General features: G+C 41.6%; 20 protein-coding genes. 10 read left to right on the top strand and 10 right to left on the bottom strand.

What is annotated here, in order from left to right; genetic code table 11:
* Positions 1–14: 14 nt before the first annotated feature.
* The 6 genes from ABU615_RS02400 to ABU615_RS02375 all read right to left on the bottom strand — a co-directional run bounded on the left by ABU615_RS02400 (position 15) and on the right by ABU615_RS02375 (position 5,126).
* Entirely contained in the window at positions 15–1,076 is a 1,062-nt protein-coding gene (locus ABU615_RS02400) for a hypothetical protein (RefSeq protein WP_369608330.1), read from the bottom strand.
* Positions 1,077–1,290: 214 nt separating this feature from the next.
* A complete protein-coding gene (mscL, locus tag ABU615_RS02395; RefSeq protein WP_100141568.1) occupies positions 1,291–1,740 on the bottom strand; it encodes a large conductance mechanosensitive channel protein MscL in 450 nt (149 codons plus the stop codon).
* Positions 1,741–1,894: 154 nt separating this feature from the next.
* Positions 1,895–2,707 carry an enoyl-ACP reductase FabI gene (gene fabI / locus ABU615_RS02390; RefSeq protein ID WP_100141497.1) on the bottom strand — a complete coding sequence of 271 codons (813 nt, stop codon included), beginning with the start codon at positions 2,705–2,707 and terminating at the stop codon, positions 1,895–1,897.
* 149 nt (positions 2,708–2,856) lie between these two features.
* The gene (trxB, locus tag ABU615_RS02385; protein WP_370389134.1) at positions 2,857–3,813 is read right to left on the bottom strand and encodes a thioredoxin-disulfide reductase; all 957 of its coding nucleotides are present in this window, start codon (positions 3,811–3,813) and stop codon (positions 2,857–2,859) included.
* Positions 3,814–3,921: 108 nt separating this feature from the next.
* The gene (locus ABU615_RS02380; protein ID WP_370389133.1) at positions 3,922–4,113 is read right to left on the bottom strand and encodes a zinc-finger domain-containing protein; all 192 of its coding nucleotides are present in this window, start codon (positions 4,111–4,113) and stop codon (positions 3,922–3,924) included.
* An 89-nt stretch (positions 4,114–4,202) separates the two neighbouring features.
* A complete protein-coding gene (locus ABU615_RS02375) occupies positions 4,203–5,126 on the bottom strand; it encodes a branched-chain amino acid transaminase (protein ID WP_100152085.1) in 924 nt (307 codons plus the stop codon).
* 328 nt (positions 5,127–5,454) lie between these two features.
* On the opposite strand from ABU615_RS02375, the gene ABU615_RS02370 reads away from it, so the two are divergent.
* The 3 genes from ABU615_RS02370 to pyrF all read left to right on the top strand — a co-directional run bounded on the left by ABU615_RS02370 (position 5,455) and on the right by pyrF (position 7,851).
* Positions 5,455–5,805, top strand: coding sequence for a lipopolysaccharide assembly protein LapA domain-containing protein (locus ABU615_RS02370; RefSeq protein WP_367487904.1), 351 nt, complete (start codon positions 5,455–5,457; stop codon positions 5,803–5,805).
* Positions 5,798–6,982 (top strand): lipopolysaccharide assembly protein LapB, encoded by a 1,185-nt coding sequence (gene lapB / locus ABU615_RS02365; RefSeq protein WP_100152083.1) that lies wholly within the window; start codon positions 5,798–5,800, stop codon positions 6,980–6,982. Before ABU615_RS02370 ends, lapB begins: the two co-directional genes overlap by 8 nt.
* Positions 6,983–7,122: 140 nt before the next feature.
* Complete coding sequence (pyrF, locus tag ABU615_RS02360; RefSeq protein ID WP_370389132.1) at positions 7,123–7,851, top strand: orotidine-5'-phosphate decarboxylase; 729 nt, start codon at positions 7,123–7,125, stop codon at positions 7,849–7,851.
* A gap of 75 nt (positions 7,852–7,926) precedes the next feature.
* On the opposite strand, the gene ubiM is transcribed toward pyrF, so the two are convergent.
* Positions 7,927–9,141, bottom strand: a complete 1,215-nt coding sequence (gene ubiM, locus ABU615_RS02355; protein WP_267408843.1) for a 5-demethoxyubiquinol-8 5-hydroxylase UbiM — start codon at positions 9,139–9,141, stop codon at positions 7,927–7,929.
* Positions 9,142–9,308: 167 nt separating this feature from the next.
* Here ubiM and ABU615_RS02350 point away from each other — a divergent pair, with 167 nt between their 5' ends.
* The 4 genes from ABU615_RS02350 to prmB all read left to right on the top strand — a co-directional run bounded on the left by ABU615_RS02350 (position 9,309) and on the right by prmB (position 12,083).
* Positions 9,309–9,935 carry a Smr/MutS family protein gene (locus ABU615_RS02350; protein WP_370389131.1) on the top strand — a complete coding sequence of 209 codons (627 nt, stop codon included), beginning with the start codon at positions 9,309–9,311 and terminating at the stop codon, positions 9,933–9,935.
* Between the two features lie 98 nt (positions 9,936–10,033).
* Positions 10,034–10,582, top strand: coding sequence for a DUF2062 domain-containing protein (locus ABU615_RS02345; protein WP_370389130.1), 549 nt, complete (start codon positions 10,034–10,036; stop codon positions 10,580–10,582).
* Position 10,583: 1 nt separating this feature from the next.
* The gene (locus tag ABU615_RS02340; protein ID WP_370389129.1) at positions 10,584–11,093 is read left to right on the top strand and encodes a type IV secretion protein Rhs; all 510 of its coding nucleotides are present in this window, start codon (positions 10,584–10,586) and stop codon (positions 11,091–11,093) included.
* An 84-nt stretch (positions 11,094–11,177) separates the two neighbouring features.
* Positions 11,178–12,083, top strand: a complete 906-nt coding sequence (gene prmB, locus ABU615_RS02335; protein WP_100156429.1) for a 50S ribosomal protein L3 N(5)-glutamine methyltransferase — start codon at positions 11,178–11,180, stop codon at positions 12,081–12,083.
* A gap of 51 nt (positions 12,084–12,134) precedes the next feature.
* Here the strand turns inward: prmB and ABU615_RS02330 are convergent, their stop codons facing one another.
* From ABU615_RS02330 to clpB, 3 genes are all read right to left on the bottom strand, one after another.
* Positions 12,135–12,599 carry a CYTH domain-containing protein gene (locus ABU615_RS02330; protein ID WP_370389128.1) on the bottom strand — a complete coding sequence of 155 codons (465 nt, stop codon included), beginning with the start codon at positions 12,597–12,599 and terminating at the stop codon, positions 12,135–12,137.
* Positions 12,600–12,691: 92 nt separating this feature from the next.
* A complete protein-coding gene (locus ABU615_RS02325; RefSeq protein WP_267390005.1) occupies positions 12,692–14,011 on the bottom strand; it encodes a serine hydrolase in 1,320 nt (439 codons plus the stop codon).
* Positions 14,012–14,429: 418 nt separating this feature from the next.
* Positions 14,430–17,003 (bottom strand): ATP-dependent chaperone ClpB, encoded by a 2,574-nt coding sequence (gene clpB, locus ABU615_RS02320; RefSeq protein ID WP_267403366.1) that lies wholly within the window; start codon positions 17,001–17,003, stop codon positions 14,430–14,432.
* A gap of 760 nt (positions 17,004–17,763) precedes the next feature.
* On the opposite strand from clpB, the gene ABU615_RS02315 reads away from it, so the two are divergent.
* The 3 genes from ABU615_RS02315 (at position 17,764) to ABU615_RS02305 (ending at position 20,194) form a co-directional block, all read left to right on the top strand.
* Entirely contained in the window at positions 17,764–18,117 is a 354-nt protein-coding gene (locus tag ABU615_RS02315; RefSeq protein WP_100141483.1) for a hypothetical protein, read from the top strand.
* 415 nt (positions 18,118–18,532) lie between these two features.
* Positions 18,533–19,522, top strand: coding sequence for an AfsA-related hotdog domain-containing protein (locus ABU615_RS02310; protein ID WP_370389127.1), 990 nt, complete (start codon positions 18,533–18,535; stop codon positions 19,520–19,522).
* Positions 19,523–19,537: 15 nt separating this feature from the next.
* Complete coding sequence (locus tag ABU615_RS02305; protein ID WP_370389126.1) at positions 19,538–20,194, top strand: HAD family hydrolase; 657 nt, start codon at positions 19,538–19,540, stop codon at positions 20,192–20,194.
* Positions 20,195–20,561: the final 367 nt, after the last annotated feature.

Below are 20,561 nucleotides of genomic sequence, written 5' to 3'. Positions count from 1 at the left end.
TTACCGGCAATTATTTATTTATTCAGACTGCTTTTTATCTGCAAAGCCAATTGAGGGTTCCACATCGCACCGGTTGCACTCATCACTGCATCAGCTCCGGCTGCGCGATAAGCCAGATAATGCTCTGCATTGCTGACACCACCTACGCCGATTATGGCAAAGTGATTATTTAGTCGGGTTCTTAATCTGTGCAAACGTTCTACCATTTCTAGGCCCGCCCAGCGAATAGCATCACCACAAACCCCGCCTGTAGGTCGGTTTTGTCCCAACGCTGGTTTTCCATCTGCATTTACCGGCCTAGCTGACAATGTGTTGATGGTACTGTAGCCATCTACCACACCGTCCAATACGTGCAGCAGCGGGTAAATAGCTTCATCATTAGCAAAATAAGCAAGTTTAAGAAATAGGGGTTTATCAGGTACGGCGTTTTTGATTTCCTTGGCTATGCGTTCGACCTTAGGAAAATCAAAGCACAATAATTGGTTTACTCCTTCATTGGGGCAGCTTAAATTGGCCTCCAATATGGGAGCTTTTGTTTCTGCTACGAGAAGGGCAGTTTTGGCATAATCTTTTTCGATACTGGCTTCATTACCGGCGGTGCCTTGAAAACTGCCAATCAGAAATTGCCCTTTATGTGCAGCATTTACAGCTGCAGCCATATCAGGCTGCCAGATATCAGGATTAAAGGAAGGCACGCCAAACGAATTGGTAATTGATAACGGCGTGGTGTAATTAGTATCAGCTAAAACTGTATCTACGCCGGCAGACAATTGGTTTTCAGGGTGCACCGATAATACATTAGGTAGGGGGTGGCTGGCATGTGCACGGCTACGTACGGTTTTGTACACACATAAATCAAAACCATAGTTAAATGCTGCTTTGATAAAGCTGGCATTCAGTAATGGACCTGCAGGAATACCGAAAGGCAAATTCACTTCCAGATTTAGAAAAGTTTCTGGCTGCTTTTTCTCTGGTATAGATGGTGGTGTCAGACTGAATGCACCAAAAGGACCTTGCTGATAGTTTTCTTCATAGCTTAGAAGAGGGTTATAAAATGGAGTGGGCTGATTCTGCATTGCTGTTCCTGTTGGTCTGATTGATTTATTCTGGTAAAACAATTTACATGAGCATTTAAGGCGAATCTGGTGTCATTGTGGCGTGCAATATGCTCATTTGGTTTTGGCGCAAAAAAAGCTACAGGGTTTATGTAGCTTTTGCATATCGGGTATGAATCAATTAATTAATTGTGTGCAGTGTACACTAGGTTTGGATGCTGATTAATCTTTTAAATTAATTTAACTCAGAAGTGCAATTCGGACAACGTTTTGCTTCAAGCGGAATTTCGGTACAGCATTCAGGACATTGCTTGGTATGGCTTTGCTGTGGTGGGCTTTTATGCAGACGATTGATCCCTTTGACCACCATAAAAATAGCAAAGCCAACGATAATCAGGCTAATAACTGTATTAATAAATAAACCGATATTAATGGTCACGGCTCCGGCTGCCTGAGCGGCACCCAGTGTCTCGTAAGGGCCGGGGGCTTTGGCACCATCACGCAAGGTAAAGAACAAATTGGAAAAATCTACTCCGCCAATTAGTAAGCCAATAGGGGGCATGATTACATCGTCAACCAATGATTTAACCATATTGGTAAATGCAGTACCGACTACCATACCAACAGCGAGATCAATGACATTGCCTCGCATTAAAAAAGCTTTAAACTGTTCTAAAAATTTCATATTTGCCTCCATGGTTGGCTTATAAATGAAATACTTGCGTATTTATATTAGCGCGATTAAACCAGCAGGCATGCAGGGAAAGCGTTATGCAGTGTAAAAATAATAAAAGCTGCCTGATTCTGAATTCAGGCAGCTTGGAACAACGTTTTGTTAATCAAGCATTATTGTGGGTACTGACTAGATCTTCCGGTACACCCAATGCATTGATGCTGTAGCCACCGTCAACATAGGTGATTTCTCCAGTGATGCCAGTAGCTAAATCGGATAACAGAAAAGCTGCCGTATTGCCCACTTCTTCAATGGTAATATTCCGGCGAATTGGGTTTTGTGCTGAAACGTGGGACAGCAGGCGGCTGAAATTGGCAATACCAGAGGCAGCCAGGGTTTTAATCGGGCCGGCAGAAATGCCATTGCAGCGGATACCTTCCTGTCCCAGACAAGCGGCAGTAAAGCGGATACCAGCTTCCAGAGAAGCTTTAGCCATGCCCATTACGTTATAATTAGGAATGGCACGAACTGCACCAAGATAGGTCAACGCCAGAATGGCACTGTTATGACCAGTCATTAACGGGCGTGCCGCTTTGGCCAGTGCAGGCAAACTATAGGCAGACACTTCATGGGCTGTCATGAAGGCTTCACGGGTAATGCTATCGAGAAAATCACCGTTTAAAGCCTCTTTGGGTGCAAAAGCAATGGCATGTACCAGTCCGTCTAGTTGCGACCAGCTCTGACCGAGGTCAGAAAATAACTGATTGATTTCATCATCACTCTGTACATCGCAGCGATATACCAGTTCTGAGCCGAGGCCGGCTGCCATTTTACGTACCCGTTCTTCGAGTTTGTCTACGACATAGGTGAAGGCCAGTTCCGCACCCTGTTCGTGACAGGCTTTGGCAATACCATAGGCAATAGAGCGTTCCGATATCATACCTGTGATGAGGATTTTTTTGCCTTGCAAAAAGCCCATATTTATTATCCTTGAACGTGATTTGTGTTAGCTTAAAGCCCGCATTATAACTAATATTTACTTTTAGGCGAAATGCTAGTATAGAGTAGAAACTTTAAAACCGGCCGCAGGCTACTAAGCCGATAGGCCGGTAATATCTGAAAAAATTATTAGCTGCTTAAGACGGAAAGATAATGGTCTGCATCCAGAGCTGCCTGACAGCCGGAAGCGGCGCTGGTAATGGCCTGACGGTATATGTGATCTTTTACGTCGCCAGCAGCAAATACACCTGGAATATTGGTAGCACCCACATTACCTTCATTGCCTCCTTTGGTAATGAGATATCCGGTGACATCCATATCCAGCTGGCCTTTAAAAATCTGGGTATTGGGTTGGTGACCAATGGCAATGAAAATGCCGTTTACGGCCAGAAGCTCACTTTCATTGTTTGTATAGTTGATTCTTACAGCGTTGACGCCAGAATCGTCACCCAGAATTTCGTCTACATTGGCATTGAGTTTCAGAATAATTTTGCCTTCTTTTTCCCGTTCCAGTAGCTTATCAATCATGATTTTTTCGGCACGGAAACTTTCTCGCCTGTGAATGACGGTTACAGTACGGGCGATATTGGCTAAATAGAGTGCTTCTTCAATGGCTGTATTACCACCACCTACCACTGCTACATCCTGATCTTTATAGAAAAATCCGTCACAGGTGGCGCAGGCGGAAACGCCACGGCCGGCAAATGCTTCTTCACTAGGTAAGCCGAGATATTTGGCGGATGCACCGGTGGCAATAATTAATGCGTCACAGCTATATGTTCCCATATCACCGGTGAGAGTAAATGGACGCTGCTGCAACTGTACCTGATTAATGTGATCAAAAACTATCTTGGTACCGAAACGTTCAGCGTGAGCCAGAAAGCGTTCCATCAGTTCTGGACCCTGTACGCCATTCACATCTGCCGGCCAGTTATCAACTTCTGTAGTTGTCATCAGCTGACCACCCTGTGCCATACCGGTAATCAGAGTAGGATTCAATCCAGCACGGGCAGCGTATACGGCTGCGGTATAGCCGGCAGGTCCGGAACCGAGAATGATCAGACGGCTGTGTGTGGTTTCTGTCATGACAAATCCTTCTTATGCTTGCAATGCTTGAGTGAAAAATTAGTAATTACTGTACCACAATACCCTCGGTTGATTAATATTGACACTACTATGCAGAGTAATTATTTATCAATGGTGCTGTTCAGCAATCCCATTCAGATGATAATGCTGGCCGCAATATGGGCATTCTATGCTACTGTTTGACTGAATCGGTAAGAATACGCGTGGATGACCGTTCCAAGTTTCGTTTTCTGGTCCGGTGCATATCAGCGGTAAATCATGAGGAGTGATGGTGATCATAGATAAAGCTGAATGACTCATTATATTTTCCTTACATCGGCAATAAGACAAAAAAATCCAGCAGACTTGATAGGCGGAAAATACCTTTATTCAGGCCTGCTGGCTGAGTTTTAGTCAATATAGGTTAACCATGATTCATATTTAGCATTTTTGCCATGAACGATGTCGAAGTATCGCTGCTGGATTTCAGTAGTCAGCGGACCACGTGCGCCGCAGCCGATTGTGCGTCCATCAACTTCACGGATAGGAGTAACTTCAGCTGCGGTACCAGTAAAGAATACTTCATCGGCACAATAAACTTCATCACGGGTAATGCGTTTTTCAGTTACCGTTAACTGCATATCTGCAGCAATGGCCATTACAGTACGACGTGTAATGCCATCGAGTGCGGCATCCAGTGCTGGCGTGTAAAGTTTACCATCATTGATAATAAAGACATTCTCACCTGAACCTTCTGCTACAAATCCGTTAGCATCTAACATAATGGCTTCATCGTAGCCATTACGAGTGGCTTCGGTATTGGCCATAATAGAATTCATGTAGTTGCCATTTGCCTTGGCTTTAATCATGGTGATATTAGGGTGATGTCGGGTAAATGAACTGATTTGCACGCGGATACCACGCTGCATGCCTTCTTCACCAAGATAAGCACCCCATGGCCAAGCTGCTACTATGACTTGTACATCATTCTGATCCGGCGCTACCCCCAGTTTGTTAGAACCATAAAAAGCCATAGGGCGGAAATAGCAGGAGGACAGTTTGTTGGCCTTTACTACTTCAATGTGAGCCTGATTAATCTGTTCTTGTGTATAGGGCAGGTGCATGCCGGTAATTTTTGCAGAATTAAACAGGCGTTTGGTGTGATCCTGCAAGCGGAATATAGCGGCACCTTTTGAGGTTTCGTAGGCACGGACACCCTCGAATACGCCCATGCCATAATGTAATGTGTGTGTTAAAACGTGTGTTTGGGCATTTCGCCAGTCGACAAGATTACCGTTAAACCAGATAAAACCGTCGCGATCGGCCATAGACATAGTAAAACTTCTCCAAAATAAGACATTAAGCTGCGTGGCCGAAACTCAGCTCTGCATGGGATAGGGCAAAACTGGGTCTAAGACTTGGGCAGTGCAAGAATCAATGTAACAACAGCCTAGGGTCTTAGCTTTAGCCAGTGGTTGCTGTTACTTTATGTAAACATAAATATTATACACTGCCTGTTTTGCTTGCCAATGCTGAAAACATGGGCTGCTTTTGCTAAAAAGCCGTGAAATCGTTTAAACTGTGTTGTTTCTCGGCTAAACAGGCTGTTATCTGGCATATGATTGTTTTTTCTGAAAACAGTACTTTACGGGGTAGACGGGTATGAAGATTATTTACACATTAATAAAGATAGTGGTGTTACTGGCTTTGCTGTTACTGGCTGTAAGTAATACACAACTGATTACATTTAATTATCTGCCTGGGCAGATGCTGAATTTACCGCTGATTGTACTGTTGCTGATATTTTTTATTATTGGTGCGGTGTTTGGGGTGTTTGCTATGTTTGGTCGTCTGTTAAGACTGCGCAGTAAGGTTAATCAATTGCAGGTTAAAATTGATAAGCAAACGAAAGCTGCCAGTCAGTCAGGCCATACTGAAACTATTGCCACCAATGCAGGTGTGAACGGCCAAAATCATTCTGAAGAGCAGAAGGTAAATAATCAGCATGGATAGCAATGATTTTTGGATGTGGCTGGCGCCAGTTTTTTTATTACCGGTTTTTTTTGCCATGGGTTGGTTTGCGGCACGTGTTGATATGCGTGCTGTGCTGAAACAGGCAAAAGCTATTCCAGAAGGATTTTACAAAAGTTTGGATGCGCTGGCGGAACACAAAAGTGCGGTTGCGGTACGTGAGCTTGCTGAAGTAGTGGATCAGCAGAATGATGCCAGACAGAGTACATATGAACTGCATCTGACACTAGGTAAGCTGTATCGCCAGCGCGGAGAAAACGATAAAGCTATTGCTCTGCATCAAAGCTTGCTTGAATTACCAGAAACCATCGCAGAACGACGAGATACTGTTGCTTTTGAGCTCGGACAAGACTATCAGGCGGCCGGACTAGTGGATCGTGCAGAACAAATATTGGTTGGTTTGCTTGATGGCAGTAAGGCTCGGCAGGCACGACAAATTCTACTGAATATCTATCAGCAGGATCGCGACTGGGAAAAAGCAATTAAACTCGCTGAAGAGTTAAGCACTGGTGATCAGACATATCAGTTTGAAATTGCCCAGTTTTATTGTGAGCTGGCTCAGCTGGCTTTATACCATTCGGAATACAATAAAGCGCGCGAATATATTTTTCAGGCTTTGGCGGTAAACCGTAAATGCTGCCGTGCGAATATGATTTTGGGTGATGTAGAGCTGAAACAACATAATTATCAGGCCGCGATAGATGCTTATAGTGCAATAGAAAAGCAAAATTATGAGTATCTGAGTCAGGTAGGTGAGCGCCTGTATGATGCTTATGATGGTTTACATAAAGCTGCCGACGGTATCGAAGTTTTGATTGGATTTGCCCAGACCTTTCCTCAGTTGGATTTATCCGGTGTGATATATGAAAAGTCAGTACCTATATATGGTGAAGACAAAGCTACGGAGATTGTGATTGATTTGGTACGGCGCAAACCTACACTCACGGGAACTTATCGTTTGCTCGGGGTTTTGCAGAATAGTATAAACCCGAAATGGAAGGCGGAAGTGGATATGATGCGTTCAGTAGTGGGAATGCAGATGCAAAAATCTGTGATGTATCGTTGCCGACACTGCCATTTCAAATCACAAGTGTTTTTCTGGCATTGCCCAGCCTGCAATAAATGGGAAACGTTTACGCCAAACCGCATTGATATTTAGTTTGCAAGCTGAAACGGATTGGTCTAAGCAGACTTAGCGTTTAGTTATCTTTTTTTATAAGCAGAACCATTCAGATTGATAAGCCTCTTCTGACAAGCTAACTGGTCCTTATTATTTTGTAATTTTTTTCTATATAAAGTATGAATCCATTAATGCTAGATACCACGTTGATTGATCAACCAGCTAAGCCAGTTATTGTGGCGCTGGATTTTGCCAGTGCGGAAAAAACGCTTGATTTTGTGCAGCAGCTGGAACCAAGTCTATGTCAACTCAAAATCGGCAAAGAGTTGTTTACCGCTACCGGACGGTATCTAGTGGAACAATTGGTGTTGCAAGGCTATCGAATATTTCTGGATTTGAAATATCACGACATTCCCAATACTGTTGCTTCTGCCTGTAAGGTAGCCGCTGATATGGGTGTATGGATGGTGGACATGCATGCTTCGGGAGGGCGCAGAATGATGGAAGCTGCAGCCGAAGCGGTCAGCAATTACAGTCAGCCTCCATTATTGATTGCAGTAACAGTTTTAACCAGTATGACCCAGTCAGAGCTGGCTGAAACCGGCATAAACCTGCCGATTGATGAAGCGGTTGTTCGTTTGGCTGAATTGAGCAGTCAAGCAGGTATGAATGGTGTAGTTTGCTCTGCACAGGAAGCCACTTTATTGCGTCAGCAGTTGGGACAAGAGTTTTTATTGGTTACACCCGGTATTCGTCTCAGTACTGATATCAAAGACGATCAGCGTCGAATCATGACGCCTAAAGCTGCTTTGGCTGCAGGCAGCAGCTATTTGGTTATGGGGCGTCCAATTACTCAAAGTGAGCATCCTTCGGCATTGTTACAGCAAATCAATCAGGGTCTAATTTAGCTCAGAAAATTTTATGTAATTATGCCTGCTAGAAATTAATTAAAGCAGGCATTTTTTCATAATATTATCTGTATATCAGCCAGTGAGCTGTTTGCTGATAAGTTTTTTCACTGGTGGTAGATTATTGCTGATGCGTAATACCAGAGATCGCATCAGCCGAGCAGGATGGCTGTCATTGGTGAACAACGACACCATGGCATTGGTGCCATGATAAAGCATCCGTGTATGCGGCATATGCTGGCGCTGGTATTGTGCCAATAGGGTTTGGCTGCCAATGTCTTTACCTTTCTGGACCGCTTCAATGATTAGTTTAGATAAGATACCAACTCCACTCAGCCCTAGATTGAAACCATGGGCGGTAACCGGATGCATACCTACTGCGACATCACCAATCAGGGCACTACGGTGGGCATAGAATGCATTGGCGTGAACGCCAACAAGCGGGTAATGATGCACAGTGCTGACCAGATGCATGTCACCCAATTTGCCTTTGAGCTGCTTGGTAATATCTGCCGCCAGTTGTGCAGGAGACATATTTAGAATTTCACCAGCGCGTTCATTATTAATGGTGACCACGCAGTTGGTCATATTTTCTTCTAAGGGCAGCAAGGCCAATGTACGGCCATAATGGAAACATTCCAGAGCAGTATGCTGATTGCTCAGGGTATGACGCATGCGGAATACAATCACCGTACGTCCGAAATCATGAATCTGAGCGGATATACCTAATTGACGGCGAGTGTTTGAAAAGCGGCTATCAGCAGCAATGAGCAATCTAGCGCTTATGGTTTGCCCGTTATCCAGAGTGGCTTCGATGTGGTTGCTATCTTCATTTCTGACATCAATAATGCTATGTCCACCAATCAAGTTGATGTTTTTATAAGGGGTGACAGCTTCATAGGCCGCACGGCGGATATGATGATTACTGATTAGGAAACCTAAAGTATTCGCCGGTTTACCGCGTGCCATAGTGGGTTGTTCGAAATGTAGTTGATAATTCGAATAACCATTGATTACTTTGGCATCACGCAAAGGATAAATTTCATTTGCCGGTACTTTGTCCCACATATCCAGCTGTTGCATGAGTTCCTTTGAGTAATGGGTCAGGGCAATTTCCCTGCCATCAAACGGTGGTTCTGCCAGCGTAGCCGAATCTTGCTTTTCTACTACGGTAATTGATAGTCCAGATGGTGCCAGTGCACGTGCCAGACTCAACCCTGCCGGACCGGCACCGACAATAATGACATCAGTTTCTTTACCTGAGCTTGGAGAGACATTAGTTGCCGTCATAAAATCTGTTCCTGAATGAATATATTCTATACAGCACTAGGATAACTGAAAATCAGCACGAATCCTATCTTAAACGCTTACAAAGTTAATAAAGGTCAAGCTTAACTTGGAGTTTGCGCCTCTGCTAAAATCATGGAAATGGTATTTAGATATGAATGGTTACTCATATGGCTGAAAATTCATTTCAAGAAAAGTTGCAACAACTGGGTAAACTGGCCAGAGCCCAGCGTCAGGCTGAAGAGCAGCAACGGGCACAGCAAGCAGCAAAGCGTCAAACAGATATCACTTTCAGTGAAGCGATGGGTAAGGATATTGTGCCGTTAAAAGCCAGAAATCAGTTTCAGCATCCACGTGACACTAGTCCGATTAAACCGCGTCAGAAGCTGGAAGAGCTGCTGGATACGGAAAGCTATTTTTATATTGGTGAAAATCAGGAAGATAGTGCACCTGTGGTGTTTAGTAAAAATGGCCGTGGTATGGCTGATATTAAACGTTTGCAAGCCAGACATTGGCCGATAGTGGCTTATGTGGATTTACATGGTTACAGACAAGAAGAAGCACAGGAAGTGCTTAACGAATTTATCGCATATATACAGCAATACGGTGTCGTGGGCGAAATTGTTCATGGCAGTGGTCTGGGCTCCAAAGACTATCAGCCGATATTAAAAACGCTGGTACGGCGCTGGCTGATGGCCCATCCCGAAGTTATTGCCTATGCTCAGCCTAATGAGCGCAATGATGGTGCGGTGTATGTATTGGTTAAAAAGAAACATCGTATGCATGAGAAAAATTAATTTTTGCAGATGAAACAAAAAAGGTTTCGACTTCATCAACTCAGTTAGATCTGTATGGGAATATTTAACAATGCAGCTTTCTTATCCCGAGAGATGTAATGCGTAATAAAAAGGCTAAATGGATACGGCACATTAAATACAAAATGCCGACACAAGCTTCATTATTTGCCTCGCCTTGGTTTAAGCCATTCGCACGCTGGTTTGACCGACCCTATTTTTGGCAGCTTAGTCGTGAACGGGCTGCTTCGGCAGTGGCTGTTGGAATGTTTTGTGGTCTGATGCCAGGTCCAACACAATTTTTTACCGCACTTATTGTGGCTTACCTTGTTCGTACACATTTACCACTGGCATTGTTAACTACACTCTATACTAATCCGTTAACTTATGTACCTCTTTATTACTGTGCTTATGAAATAGGTGCCGGTCTGATGTATGGGCAATGGGGTGTAGAAATGCCTGCCTTGCCGGCTTTAACCATTGGTCATCTGGGTTCGGAGCTCTGGCAATGGGTGATACAATTTGGCAAACCTTTGCTTGTTGGCGTACCTGTACTAGGGATGATTCTGGCTGCTCTCGGCTATTTTTTGGTCTGGAATGGTTGGAAATGGGTAGCGTACAGAAAAGCACACCGTAATATCCGGAATTAATATGATAGAGCGTTCGTTAACAGATAATGAATTGCGTCTGGTTACAAATTTACTTGGTCATGCAGCTAATTGGTCAGAAGTAAAGATTGTTTTCGGAGCTTGGTGGCAGTTTCATCAGCATGCAGCCATTACCTGCGGCAATCGTATTTATTTTCCAGCTGCTTATTTCACAGATGATTTTGTAGCCACCTCTTTAAGCCGGCAAGCATGGCTAATTCATGAATTAATACATGTATGGCAGAGCCAGCATGGTTTTCCGGTTTTATTGGCCGGTGTCTACCTAGCAATGAAAGCAGGTTATCATCACCGCCGTGCCTACCGTTATCCGCCTTTGAATGAAATTAAATACTTCGGCCAGCTTAATATGGAGCAGCAGGCACAACTGGTACAAGATTATTTTCTGGCACTGACCGGTGATAGTAGACACCATTCGCATCTACTCTATTTCCGTCGTTTGCTGAAGCCGTTTGTCAATCATCCGCATAATCAGCGCTTACTCCCTCATTACTGAACGTACAGCAAGCCAGAATAGCCTCCGAAAGATTTCCGCACAAGCTGATATAATCTGCATTTGATTTTATTGCCGGAGTGATTCATGTCTGTATTTGATGCAGCTGCACAGCAATTGCATAGTGTACGAGATTTTTTACGTTTTACTGTCAGTCAGTTTGAAGAAGCCAAACTGTTTTTCGGCCATGGAAATAATAGTGCCTATGATGAGGCTGCCTATTTGATTTTGCATACCTTACATTTGCCGCTGGATACTCTGGAGCCTTTTTTAGATGCGCGGTTACTGGATACAGAAAAAGGTACCTTGCTTCATCTGGTACAGCGCCGTATCAGTGAGCGTATACCTGTAGCTTATCTAACCAATCAGGCTTGGCAGGGCGAATATGAATTCTATGTGGATGAACGTGTGATTGTGCCACGTTCATTTATTTACGAACTATTAGGCGAACCTCTGCGGTTATGGATTGAATATGACGAGCTGGTACACAGTGCACTGGATTTGTGTACTGGTAGTGGGGCGCTGGCAATCCAGATGGCGCATTGCTATCCAGATGCGGTAATTGATGCTGTTGATATCAGTCTAGATGCGCTTGAAGTAGCCGCAATCAATGTAGAAAACTATGGATTGCAGGAACGAATTAATTTAATTCATACAGATTTATTTACTGGTATAGACAATACGTATGATTTGATAGTTTCTAATCCGCCATATGTGGATGCAGAGTCTGTTGAGCAGCTGCCGGAAGAATATTTACATGAACCTGAGCTGGCACTTGGCAGTGGTGAAGATGGGCTGGATGTAACCAGACAAATCATTCAGCAGGCTGCTCGTTATCTGAATCCTCATGGCGTATTAGTGGTAGAAATTGGTCATAACCGAGAAATACTTGAGCAGGCATTTCCAGAATTGCCATTTACATGGCTATCCACTAGCGGTGGCGATGGTTTTGTATTCTTGCTAAGTCGGGAACAACTGTTGGGTGAAGAATAAACTACACATCTATGGTCAGTTAAGCCAGTTTGGCTTCAATAAAAGTTTACTTTACCATTGGCTAAATGGCTTGCTGACCAGATTACTGTTGTAATAGCGTGGATCATCTGATACCTCCTCGCCAATCCACTCTGGCAAAATAATTTCATCCTGTGCATGGTTTAGTTCCACTTCAGCTACAATCAGTCCATGATTAGCGCCCAGAAATTCATCAATTTCCCACACAAGACCATTCAATGGTATGCAATAACGATATTTTTCAATAATAGGTTGTTCGGCCAGATGCTGAATCATATATCGTGCTTCGTCCGGCGGTATAGGATATTCAAATTCTGTACGCGTAATGCCTTTAGTTGTACTTTTAATGGTTAGCCATGCTTCATTTTCACAGCAACGCACACGCACTGTGCGCTCCTTGATGGTGGAAAGGTAGCCCTGACAATAATGATTTGCAGGTACCAGACCCCGCCAGCCATTGCCTCTTACCAGAAATTTACGTTCAATCTCTTTTGCCACAATCAATTTCTTTCATCTAATATATACAAGAAAAAGCACCAGCAACCGTGTTTTAGCTTGCTGGTGCAGGGTCTTAAGCTTAATAATAGCAGTTAAGAAGCCAGTTTGTTGGCAATGGCATTAAACATCAGTGAAGCTTCCAATGGCTGCTCCAGCATAGAAGGCTCAGCTTTCGGCCATGTAGACCACTGTACAATAACCAGTTTTTGCGCCTGATTAACCATTATAATCTGCCCGTAAATACCCAGAGCCCACATGGTATCTTTACTGTTTAGCCCAGTTTTGGGTGCTACATCAGCAGCATTAGCCGGTACACTATTATTCCACCATTCATAACCATAAGTACCCTCTGGATGTAGCTTGCTTACTGAATTTTTTGCCTGATTCCAGCTACGCGCATCTTTTACCCAGTTTGCCGGCAGAATCTGCTGACCATTTGGTAATTTGCCGTTATTCATCACAAACAGGCCAAATTTACCCCAATCCTCAAGTGTGGCATTAAAACCATGAGCACCAACATCATGTTTGCCCACCGCATAACTATGCCATACACCATCACGACTCATGCCAAAAGGCTGCCAGATTTTATCCTGAAGATATTTGGCAATATTTTCACCAGTGGCTTTTTCAAGAGTATCACCTAGCAACCATGCGCCACCTGAAGAATAAGACCAAGCTGTACCTGGTTTGGCGTAGGCCTTACGTTGTGGGTTTTTGACTAGATTGTTGACACAGGTATAAGTGTTGGGATGTGCTTCACATTGGGTTAGCTGCGCAAAATCAGATTGAGGATTGGTGTAGTCTTCGTTCCAGTTAACACCAGAAGTATGTTGCAACAATTGACGAATTGTAACGTTTTCCCATGCAGTACCACGTACATCAGGATTATATTTGACCACCTTATCATCTAGAGATTTGATTTTACCTTCTTTAAGAGCCACACCCACTAGAGTGGATACAATCGATTTACCTACAGACCGGGACGTCCATAAAGTCGTTGGGTTATTACCGTTGGCATAATAATCCCAAACCACTTTACCATCTTTTATAACCATCATACCGGTTACATTGTTGCGTTTTAAATAGTCTTTCAACAGATAAGACTGGCCATGAAGTTGATAACTTACCTGATTAAGATTTTGTGTTGCACGTGGTAAAGGTTTACCGCCTGCTGCATGAAACACATCACCAGCATACGAGCGGTAATCATTACGAAAACCAATTGCACGCTGCTGCTGATTCCATGTCAGCATGTTTTTAACATTTGGCAGTTTTTTGTCAACAGGTGTAGGGCAGTTATTCAGATGTAGCGTTTTGCAATTATTCTGAATTGTGTTTGCCTGAGTGTTAAACGCAGCTGAAAGACATAACGTTAATAGCGCTATTTTTATTGTTTTTAAAGAAGAGTGCATATAAATCTCCCAAAAAATATCACAACTATAAAAAGTAATGCATCGCTAATATATTTAAAAGCGATAATAACATTATCTTACTTTTAAAATAGAGTTGTAAATATGTTAATAAATTATATTTTAATGGATGTAGTCTTATTAGAGATTAAAATCAAAGTTTTTGAATGATATTAATAAATACAATTTTGAAAATTAATAATTTTAATTATTTAAACGAATAAAGTTTAAATATTGGAATACATTAATGAGAATTTATTTTTAAGATTGATGAGAAATCAGTCAATAAAAAAGATGTAGTTAGAAACTGACAATTTCATGAACCATCAATCGAATTCTGATCATACAAAAATTATGCTTATACAATTGTTATGCATTATTAAAAAGAAACCTGCTTTTGAGCAGGTTTCTTTTACAACAATCAGGCGAATGTCAGAACACCATCCTGAGCAGTTAACATAATCGTACTGTCAGGCGCGTAATCACCAGCTAATAATTCCTTAGCCAGCGGATTTTCAATTTCCGTCTGGATAGCGCGTTTCAAAGGACGGGCTCCGTATACAGGGTCGAAGCCCACTTTAGCCAGTACATCCAGAGCAGCATCGTCAACTTGCAAGTGCAAATCCATTTTTTCCAAGCGGTTGCGCAGCCCTGCGAGCTGAATATTCGCAATTGCACGGATATTAGACTGATTCAAACTATGGAAAACCACCACTTCATCAATACGGTTTATCAGCTCAGGGCGGAAGTATTGTTTTACTTCTTCCATTACAACCGCTTTAATGGCTTCGTAATCATCACTCACCATCTTCTGGATTTCCTGACTACCAATATTAGATGTCATCACAATTACCGTGTTTTTGAAATCGACAGTACGTCCCTGTCCGTCTGTCAAACGCCCATCATCCAGTACCTGTAACAAAATGTTGAAAACATCTGGGTGGGCTTTTTCCACTTCATCCAGTAACACAACACTATAAGGATTACGTCGTACCTGCTCGGTCAGGAAGCCGCCTTCTTCATAACCAACATAGCCGGGAGGCGCACCAATTAGGCGTGCTACAGAGTGTTTCTCCATGTATTCCGACATGTCTACACGAATAAGATGAGTTTCACTGTCAAACAGGAAGCTAGCCAGTGTTTTGCATAGCTCTGTTTTACCTACACCGGTAGGTCCAAGGAATAAAAAGCTGCCGTAAGGTTTATTAGGATCAGCCAGACCAGAACGTGAGCGGCGAATTGCATCAGCTACAGCTCTAACAGCCTCATCCTGACCTACCACACGTTCATGCAATACTTCTTCGATTTTCAGCAGTTTTTCACGTTCACCAGCCATCATTTTCGATACTGGGATACCTGTCATACGTGATACAATTTCTGCGATTTCTTCCGAGCCAACTTTAGTGCGTAACAGTTTGTTTGGCTGTGTATCATGCTGACCGCTGTCTGCTGCCTGTAACTGAGCTTCAAGTCGTGGCAATTCCTCATATTGCAGCTTGGCCACATCCTCCCATTTGCCTTCACGTTTTAGTGCATCCATACGAACTTTAAGATGATCAATCTGTTCTTTAATGGTTACACTGCCTTGGGCTTTAGCACGCTCGGCTTTCCAGATTTCATCCAGATTGGCAAATTCACGCTTAACGTTATCCAGTTCTTCATCCAGTAAAGCCAGACGTTTTTTACTGGCTTCGTCATCTTCCTTCACCAAAGATGCGCGCTCAATTTCTAGCTGAATTTCTCTCCGTTTCAGCTTATCCATGCTTTCCGGCATAGACTGGCTTTCCACCTTAATCAGTGAAGCAGCTTCATCAATTAGGTCAATTGCCTTATCGGGTAGAAAGCGGTCAGTAATATACCGGTTAGACAATTCAGCTGCGGCCACAATAGCCGGATCGGTAATTTCCACACCATGATAAATTTCATACCGTTCCTGCAAGCCACGCAAAATTGCAATGGTATCTTCAACCGTAGGCTCTTTCACAAGCACCTTCTGAAAACGCCGTTCCAAGGCTGGGTCTTTTTCAATGTACTGGCGGTATTCATCCAAAGTAGTTGCGCCAATACAATGCAATTCTCCACGCGCCAACGCTGGCTTGAGCATATTACCTGCATCCATGGCTCCATCAGCTTTACCAGCACCAACCAGAGTATGAATTTCATCTATAAAAATTATTGTATTGCCTTCATCTTTAGCTAAATCGTTCAATACAGCCTTGAGCCGTTCTTCAAATTCACCTCGGAATTTAGCACCGGCAATCAAACTCGCCAAATCCAGCATCAGCAGCCGTTTATTGCGTAAAGAGTCTGGTACTTCATTATTAACTATCCGCTGAGCCAAGCCCTCAACAATAGCAGTTTTACCTACACCCGGTTCACCAATCAGTACCGGATTATTTTTGGTACGCCGTTCCAGCACCAAAATAGTGCGCCGGATTTCATCGTCTCGTCCGATTACAGGGTCCAGTTTGCCGGCACGGGCTTTTTCTGTTAAATCTGTTGTATATTTTTTCAGTGCTTCACGTTGGTCTTCTGCATTAGGATTATCCACACTTGCCCCCCCACGTACGGCATCAATAGCCATATTTAATTTATCTTCAGTAGCGCCTGCTTGTTTCAAAATACGGCCACATTGCCCATTTTCCTGTACCGCAGCTAGCAGAAATAATTCACTGGCGATATACGCATCATTGCGCTTGGTAGCTGCCTTATCCATCAAGTTCAAAATGTGCTGTAACTCGGTACTCGGCAGAATTTCACCGCCCTGACCAGATACCTTAGGTAAACCATTAATAGTGGTTTCAACTTGCTGTTTCACTTGTGCCAGATTGGCCCCAGCCTGTGTCAATATTGCAGCGCTGCCACTATCCACATCATCAAGCAAGGCTTTCAATACAAAAACAGCCTCAAGATATCCGGCATCCTGACCCAAAGCAATGCTCTGAGCATCCTGCAATGCCTGCTGAAACTTTGCTGTAAGCTTATCGAATCGCATCAGATTTCCTTCATTAAAATTTTAATTAATAGATATATTGGTATGAGAAAATTAATGTCAAGACCTAAAATGGCTAAAATAGAGTCTAATTTATAACTTGCTGATTTATAAATTTAATAAATAGTGATGTTATTAACAGCCTAGATTGCTCAATTCCTCACACCTAAACAGCATTGAATTATCACTATATTGTATTGATAGATTGTTTCCATAATGATAAGAAACAATTGATTTTATGAACATCATCGCCCCAACTTCGGAACCAAAACTGTATCAAACTTCAAAGCATAATCAGACATGCCTCTTTCCTTAGTAACGCGCAATATTTAAAAATTAAGCAAAGTTTGTGCTACATCATAAAAATATAAAAATTTATATAAATCATATTGTAAAGAATATTTATATGCTAAATACATTTTATGCTGTTAGGGCAGATGCCTGACTAAAATTTCACAAAATTTGTGAGTATATCTGTGGATAACTTAAAAAAAACAAGATGAATCAATCCAATTTTAAGGTGCTTAAAATTTAAGCAGAAAAACCATCCAATATACAAACCATTCAGCAACAACAAATCAATTTCTTATTTTGAAACATAAATATCAATAGATTCATCCAATTAATTAAACGCCACTATAGATTTGACTTGTAGCTTCAATACAACTTGAGCATAAATTTGTCATATACTCATTTTTCCAACGCTTAAAAGATTAAATGGTGTAAAATTAATTATTATTATGAATATCAAAATAAGACAGCCATGAGAACCGAAGAATTTAATAAGTGCCGTGAATTTCTTGAAGGGCAAATCATGCGCACTCCTGAAAATAAAGAATTAATTGCCACATATCAAAAGCTGCTGGAGCTGAAGAGCATATACGATACTGAAATTCATATTTCCATGCTCGATAAGAAAGCACGCAAAATGGAGTTTCAGCAGCAAGTTCAGTCAGGCAGTGTTACCGTTGCAGAAACTCATGAAGACGGAATGGACATTAAAGATGATTCTCAAAATTATAACCAGCTGCAACATAACCAAACAAATTTAATGGCTAATCAGAAAAACTGGTACAACTATCAACGGATACAGCATCATCACTTTGGCAACAACTAAAAAGCATTACACGAACCTACATCATCCAACCTTAGATATTAATCATAGTGTATTGGCCATCAAAGGAAGTTTTTTCTTAATTAAAGAAAAAACTTCCATTTTATATTTACTGTAATACTCAAAATAACACTGCAAGCTAAATATAAAAAAACAACGATTCAGACACAATCAGAAAGCTAGTTAATATAAACCTCTTAATATTATGTGTGGCTACCAAACGGCATTGAAAAGAATTGATAACTGCAAAGTATCTGAAAATAAAATTCCAAGCGAGCCTGAATATAAATACTTAATAAAAATTTTTTTGAAAATTTACAACACATTAAAATAATTCACGGATTATATTTGCCACCTATACAAAACATAATAATAATCAATTGCAGATTAGTATAAAATTTTAAATAGGGGCTGAAAAATGGATTTACAGCATGAAAATAGTGTGGGGACAAAGGCATATTCTGCTCAATGCATTAACAAAAAATTGGTACATAAACGTGCCATAAGTGAAGTGTTTATCACTTCAATAAAAACTACCAAACAAGATCAGTTTCTAGTCACGGCACAGCTTCCGCGTACGCATATGTATTTCAATGATAATCTTACGGGATATTATGATGCGATATTGCTACAGGAAATATTTCGGCAGGCAGCCATTAGCATCACACATCAATTCTATCAGATACCATTTTCCAATATTTTCATCATTGATAACACACAATTAAAAATTAAAAATCATCAATTGTTAAAAATGATTAACTATCCAGCTGATGTGTTTATAGACATTAAAATACTGACATTTAAAACCAAACGCGATACTTTAACCGGTCTAACATTAAGTGAACAACTTTATATTAACAATTTACCGTGTGCTCATTCACAGACCACCATGCACTGGCTAAACCAAGCACTATGGACCAAATTAAGAAAAAAAACAGCCATTCAATCTGTTTCGCTTGGCAATGATTATTCTGAAAATTACTTTCCTCTTCCAGCATTTATGGTTGGTAAAAACCTGAGTAAAAATGTCGTAGCAACTAACCTGATTGAAAATCACGCAACTATTCAAACAACTTTAGGTTTCGATCCCAGCTATTCGGCACTTTGTGACCATGAAGTAGACCATATTTCAGGCATGGTCTTAGTAGAACTTTGCAAACAAACAGCTCTAATCGCTATCAGAAAATGTTTTCAACTACCGGCAAATCTGCTTGAGTTAATCTCTTGCTGCCTGAATTTCAAAGCCTTTTGTGAATTAGGGTCAGATGTAGATTGCGTGATAGATAAAGCAAAAATGGTACTGGACACCTCACAAGAAAATCAGACCATTACGTTCCCTATTGTGATAAAACAGAAAGACAAAACAATGGCGAGTGTAGACGTCACCTTTAAAATTTTATCCCATTAAAGCAGAGTCATTATCATGAATAAGCCTATATTCTGGTTTGATTTCGGGGGCGTACTTACGCCACCAATTAAAGCAATTATCTATCAATACCAGCAGAAAACCCAATTACCAGCAAATATCATGTTGCAAGCTGTAAAAGACACTGCTGCTGAATTTGGCTATACAGGACTCGAGCCTCTAGAAATTGGTTTAATCAGTGAGCAAGAGTGGGGCAGACGGGTAAAAAACAGATTGACCCAGCTCCAACCAAATATTGACACTTCAAAAGCCGATCTGGAACATTTCGGGCGTCAATGGTTTGAAAATATTCAACCAAATACACCTATGATAGATAAAGTTCGGCAACTAAAGAAAGCCGGATTCACCATAGGTTTATTAACCAATAATGTCAGAGAATGGGAAGCTTACTGGCGGCCTATGATAAACCTTGATGACGTGCTGGATATAATAGTGGATTCTTGTAAGGTTGGCTGCCGAAAGCCAGACCAGACCATCTTTCAAATAGCTGAGCAACAAGCCAACACAACTGCGCAACACTGTATCCTAATTGATGACACAGAAGAAAATTGTGTAGCCGCTCAAAAAAGAGGATGGCAAACTATTCATTTTATTGATAATGACCAAGTATTAAAGGAAATCAGCTATTTAACTGCAAACAAATGTTTAGAATAAAAATCTTTTTTCCTCCTATTAAGTTTAATATCTACATCTGGGCAATTGCAATTCAATATAGTGATTTGTCACCCAATATTTTTTCCAGATAATTCATATAGACTTTTTAAAAAAGCTGATTTTAATTGGAGTAGAAAAGATGTAAGAAAGGCCCGCCAAGTATGAATACGCAGACTATAAGTATGTCTCTTACATGTATTGCTTATTTCTCCCCTCATTCATAAAACCAATTCCATACAAATAGCATATTTGAAATTTTTCAGATTTCTAAATTTCAGTAACCTTCACGATGCGATTTTTCAAAGTTACTACATCATGAGTAGAATCAGGTTATTTACCCCTATTTAATCAATTAATCTCATTATCT

Origin of the sequence: Snodgrassella alvi, assembly GCF_040741455.2 — a bacterium.
GTDB lineage: Bacteria > Pseudomonadota > Gammaproteobacteria > Burkholderiales > Neisseriaceae > Snodgrassella > Snodgrassella alvi_E.
Note: the sequence above shows the minus strand (reverse complement) of the source record. Positions and strands in the feature narration are given on the sequence as shown.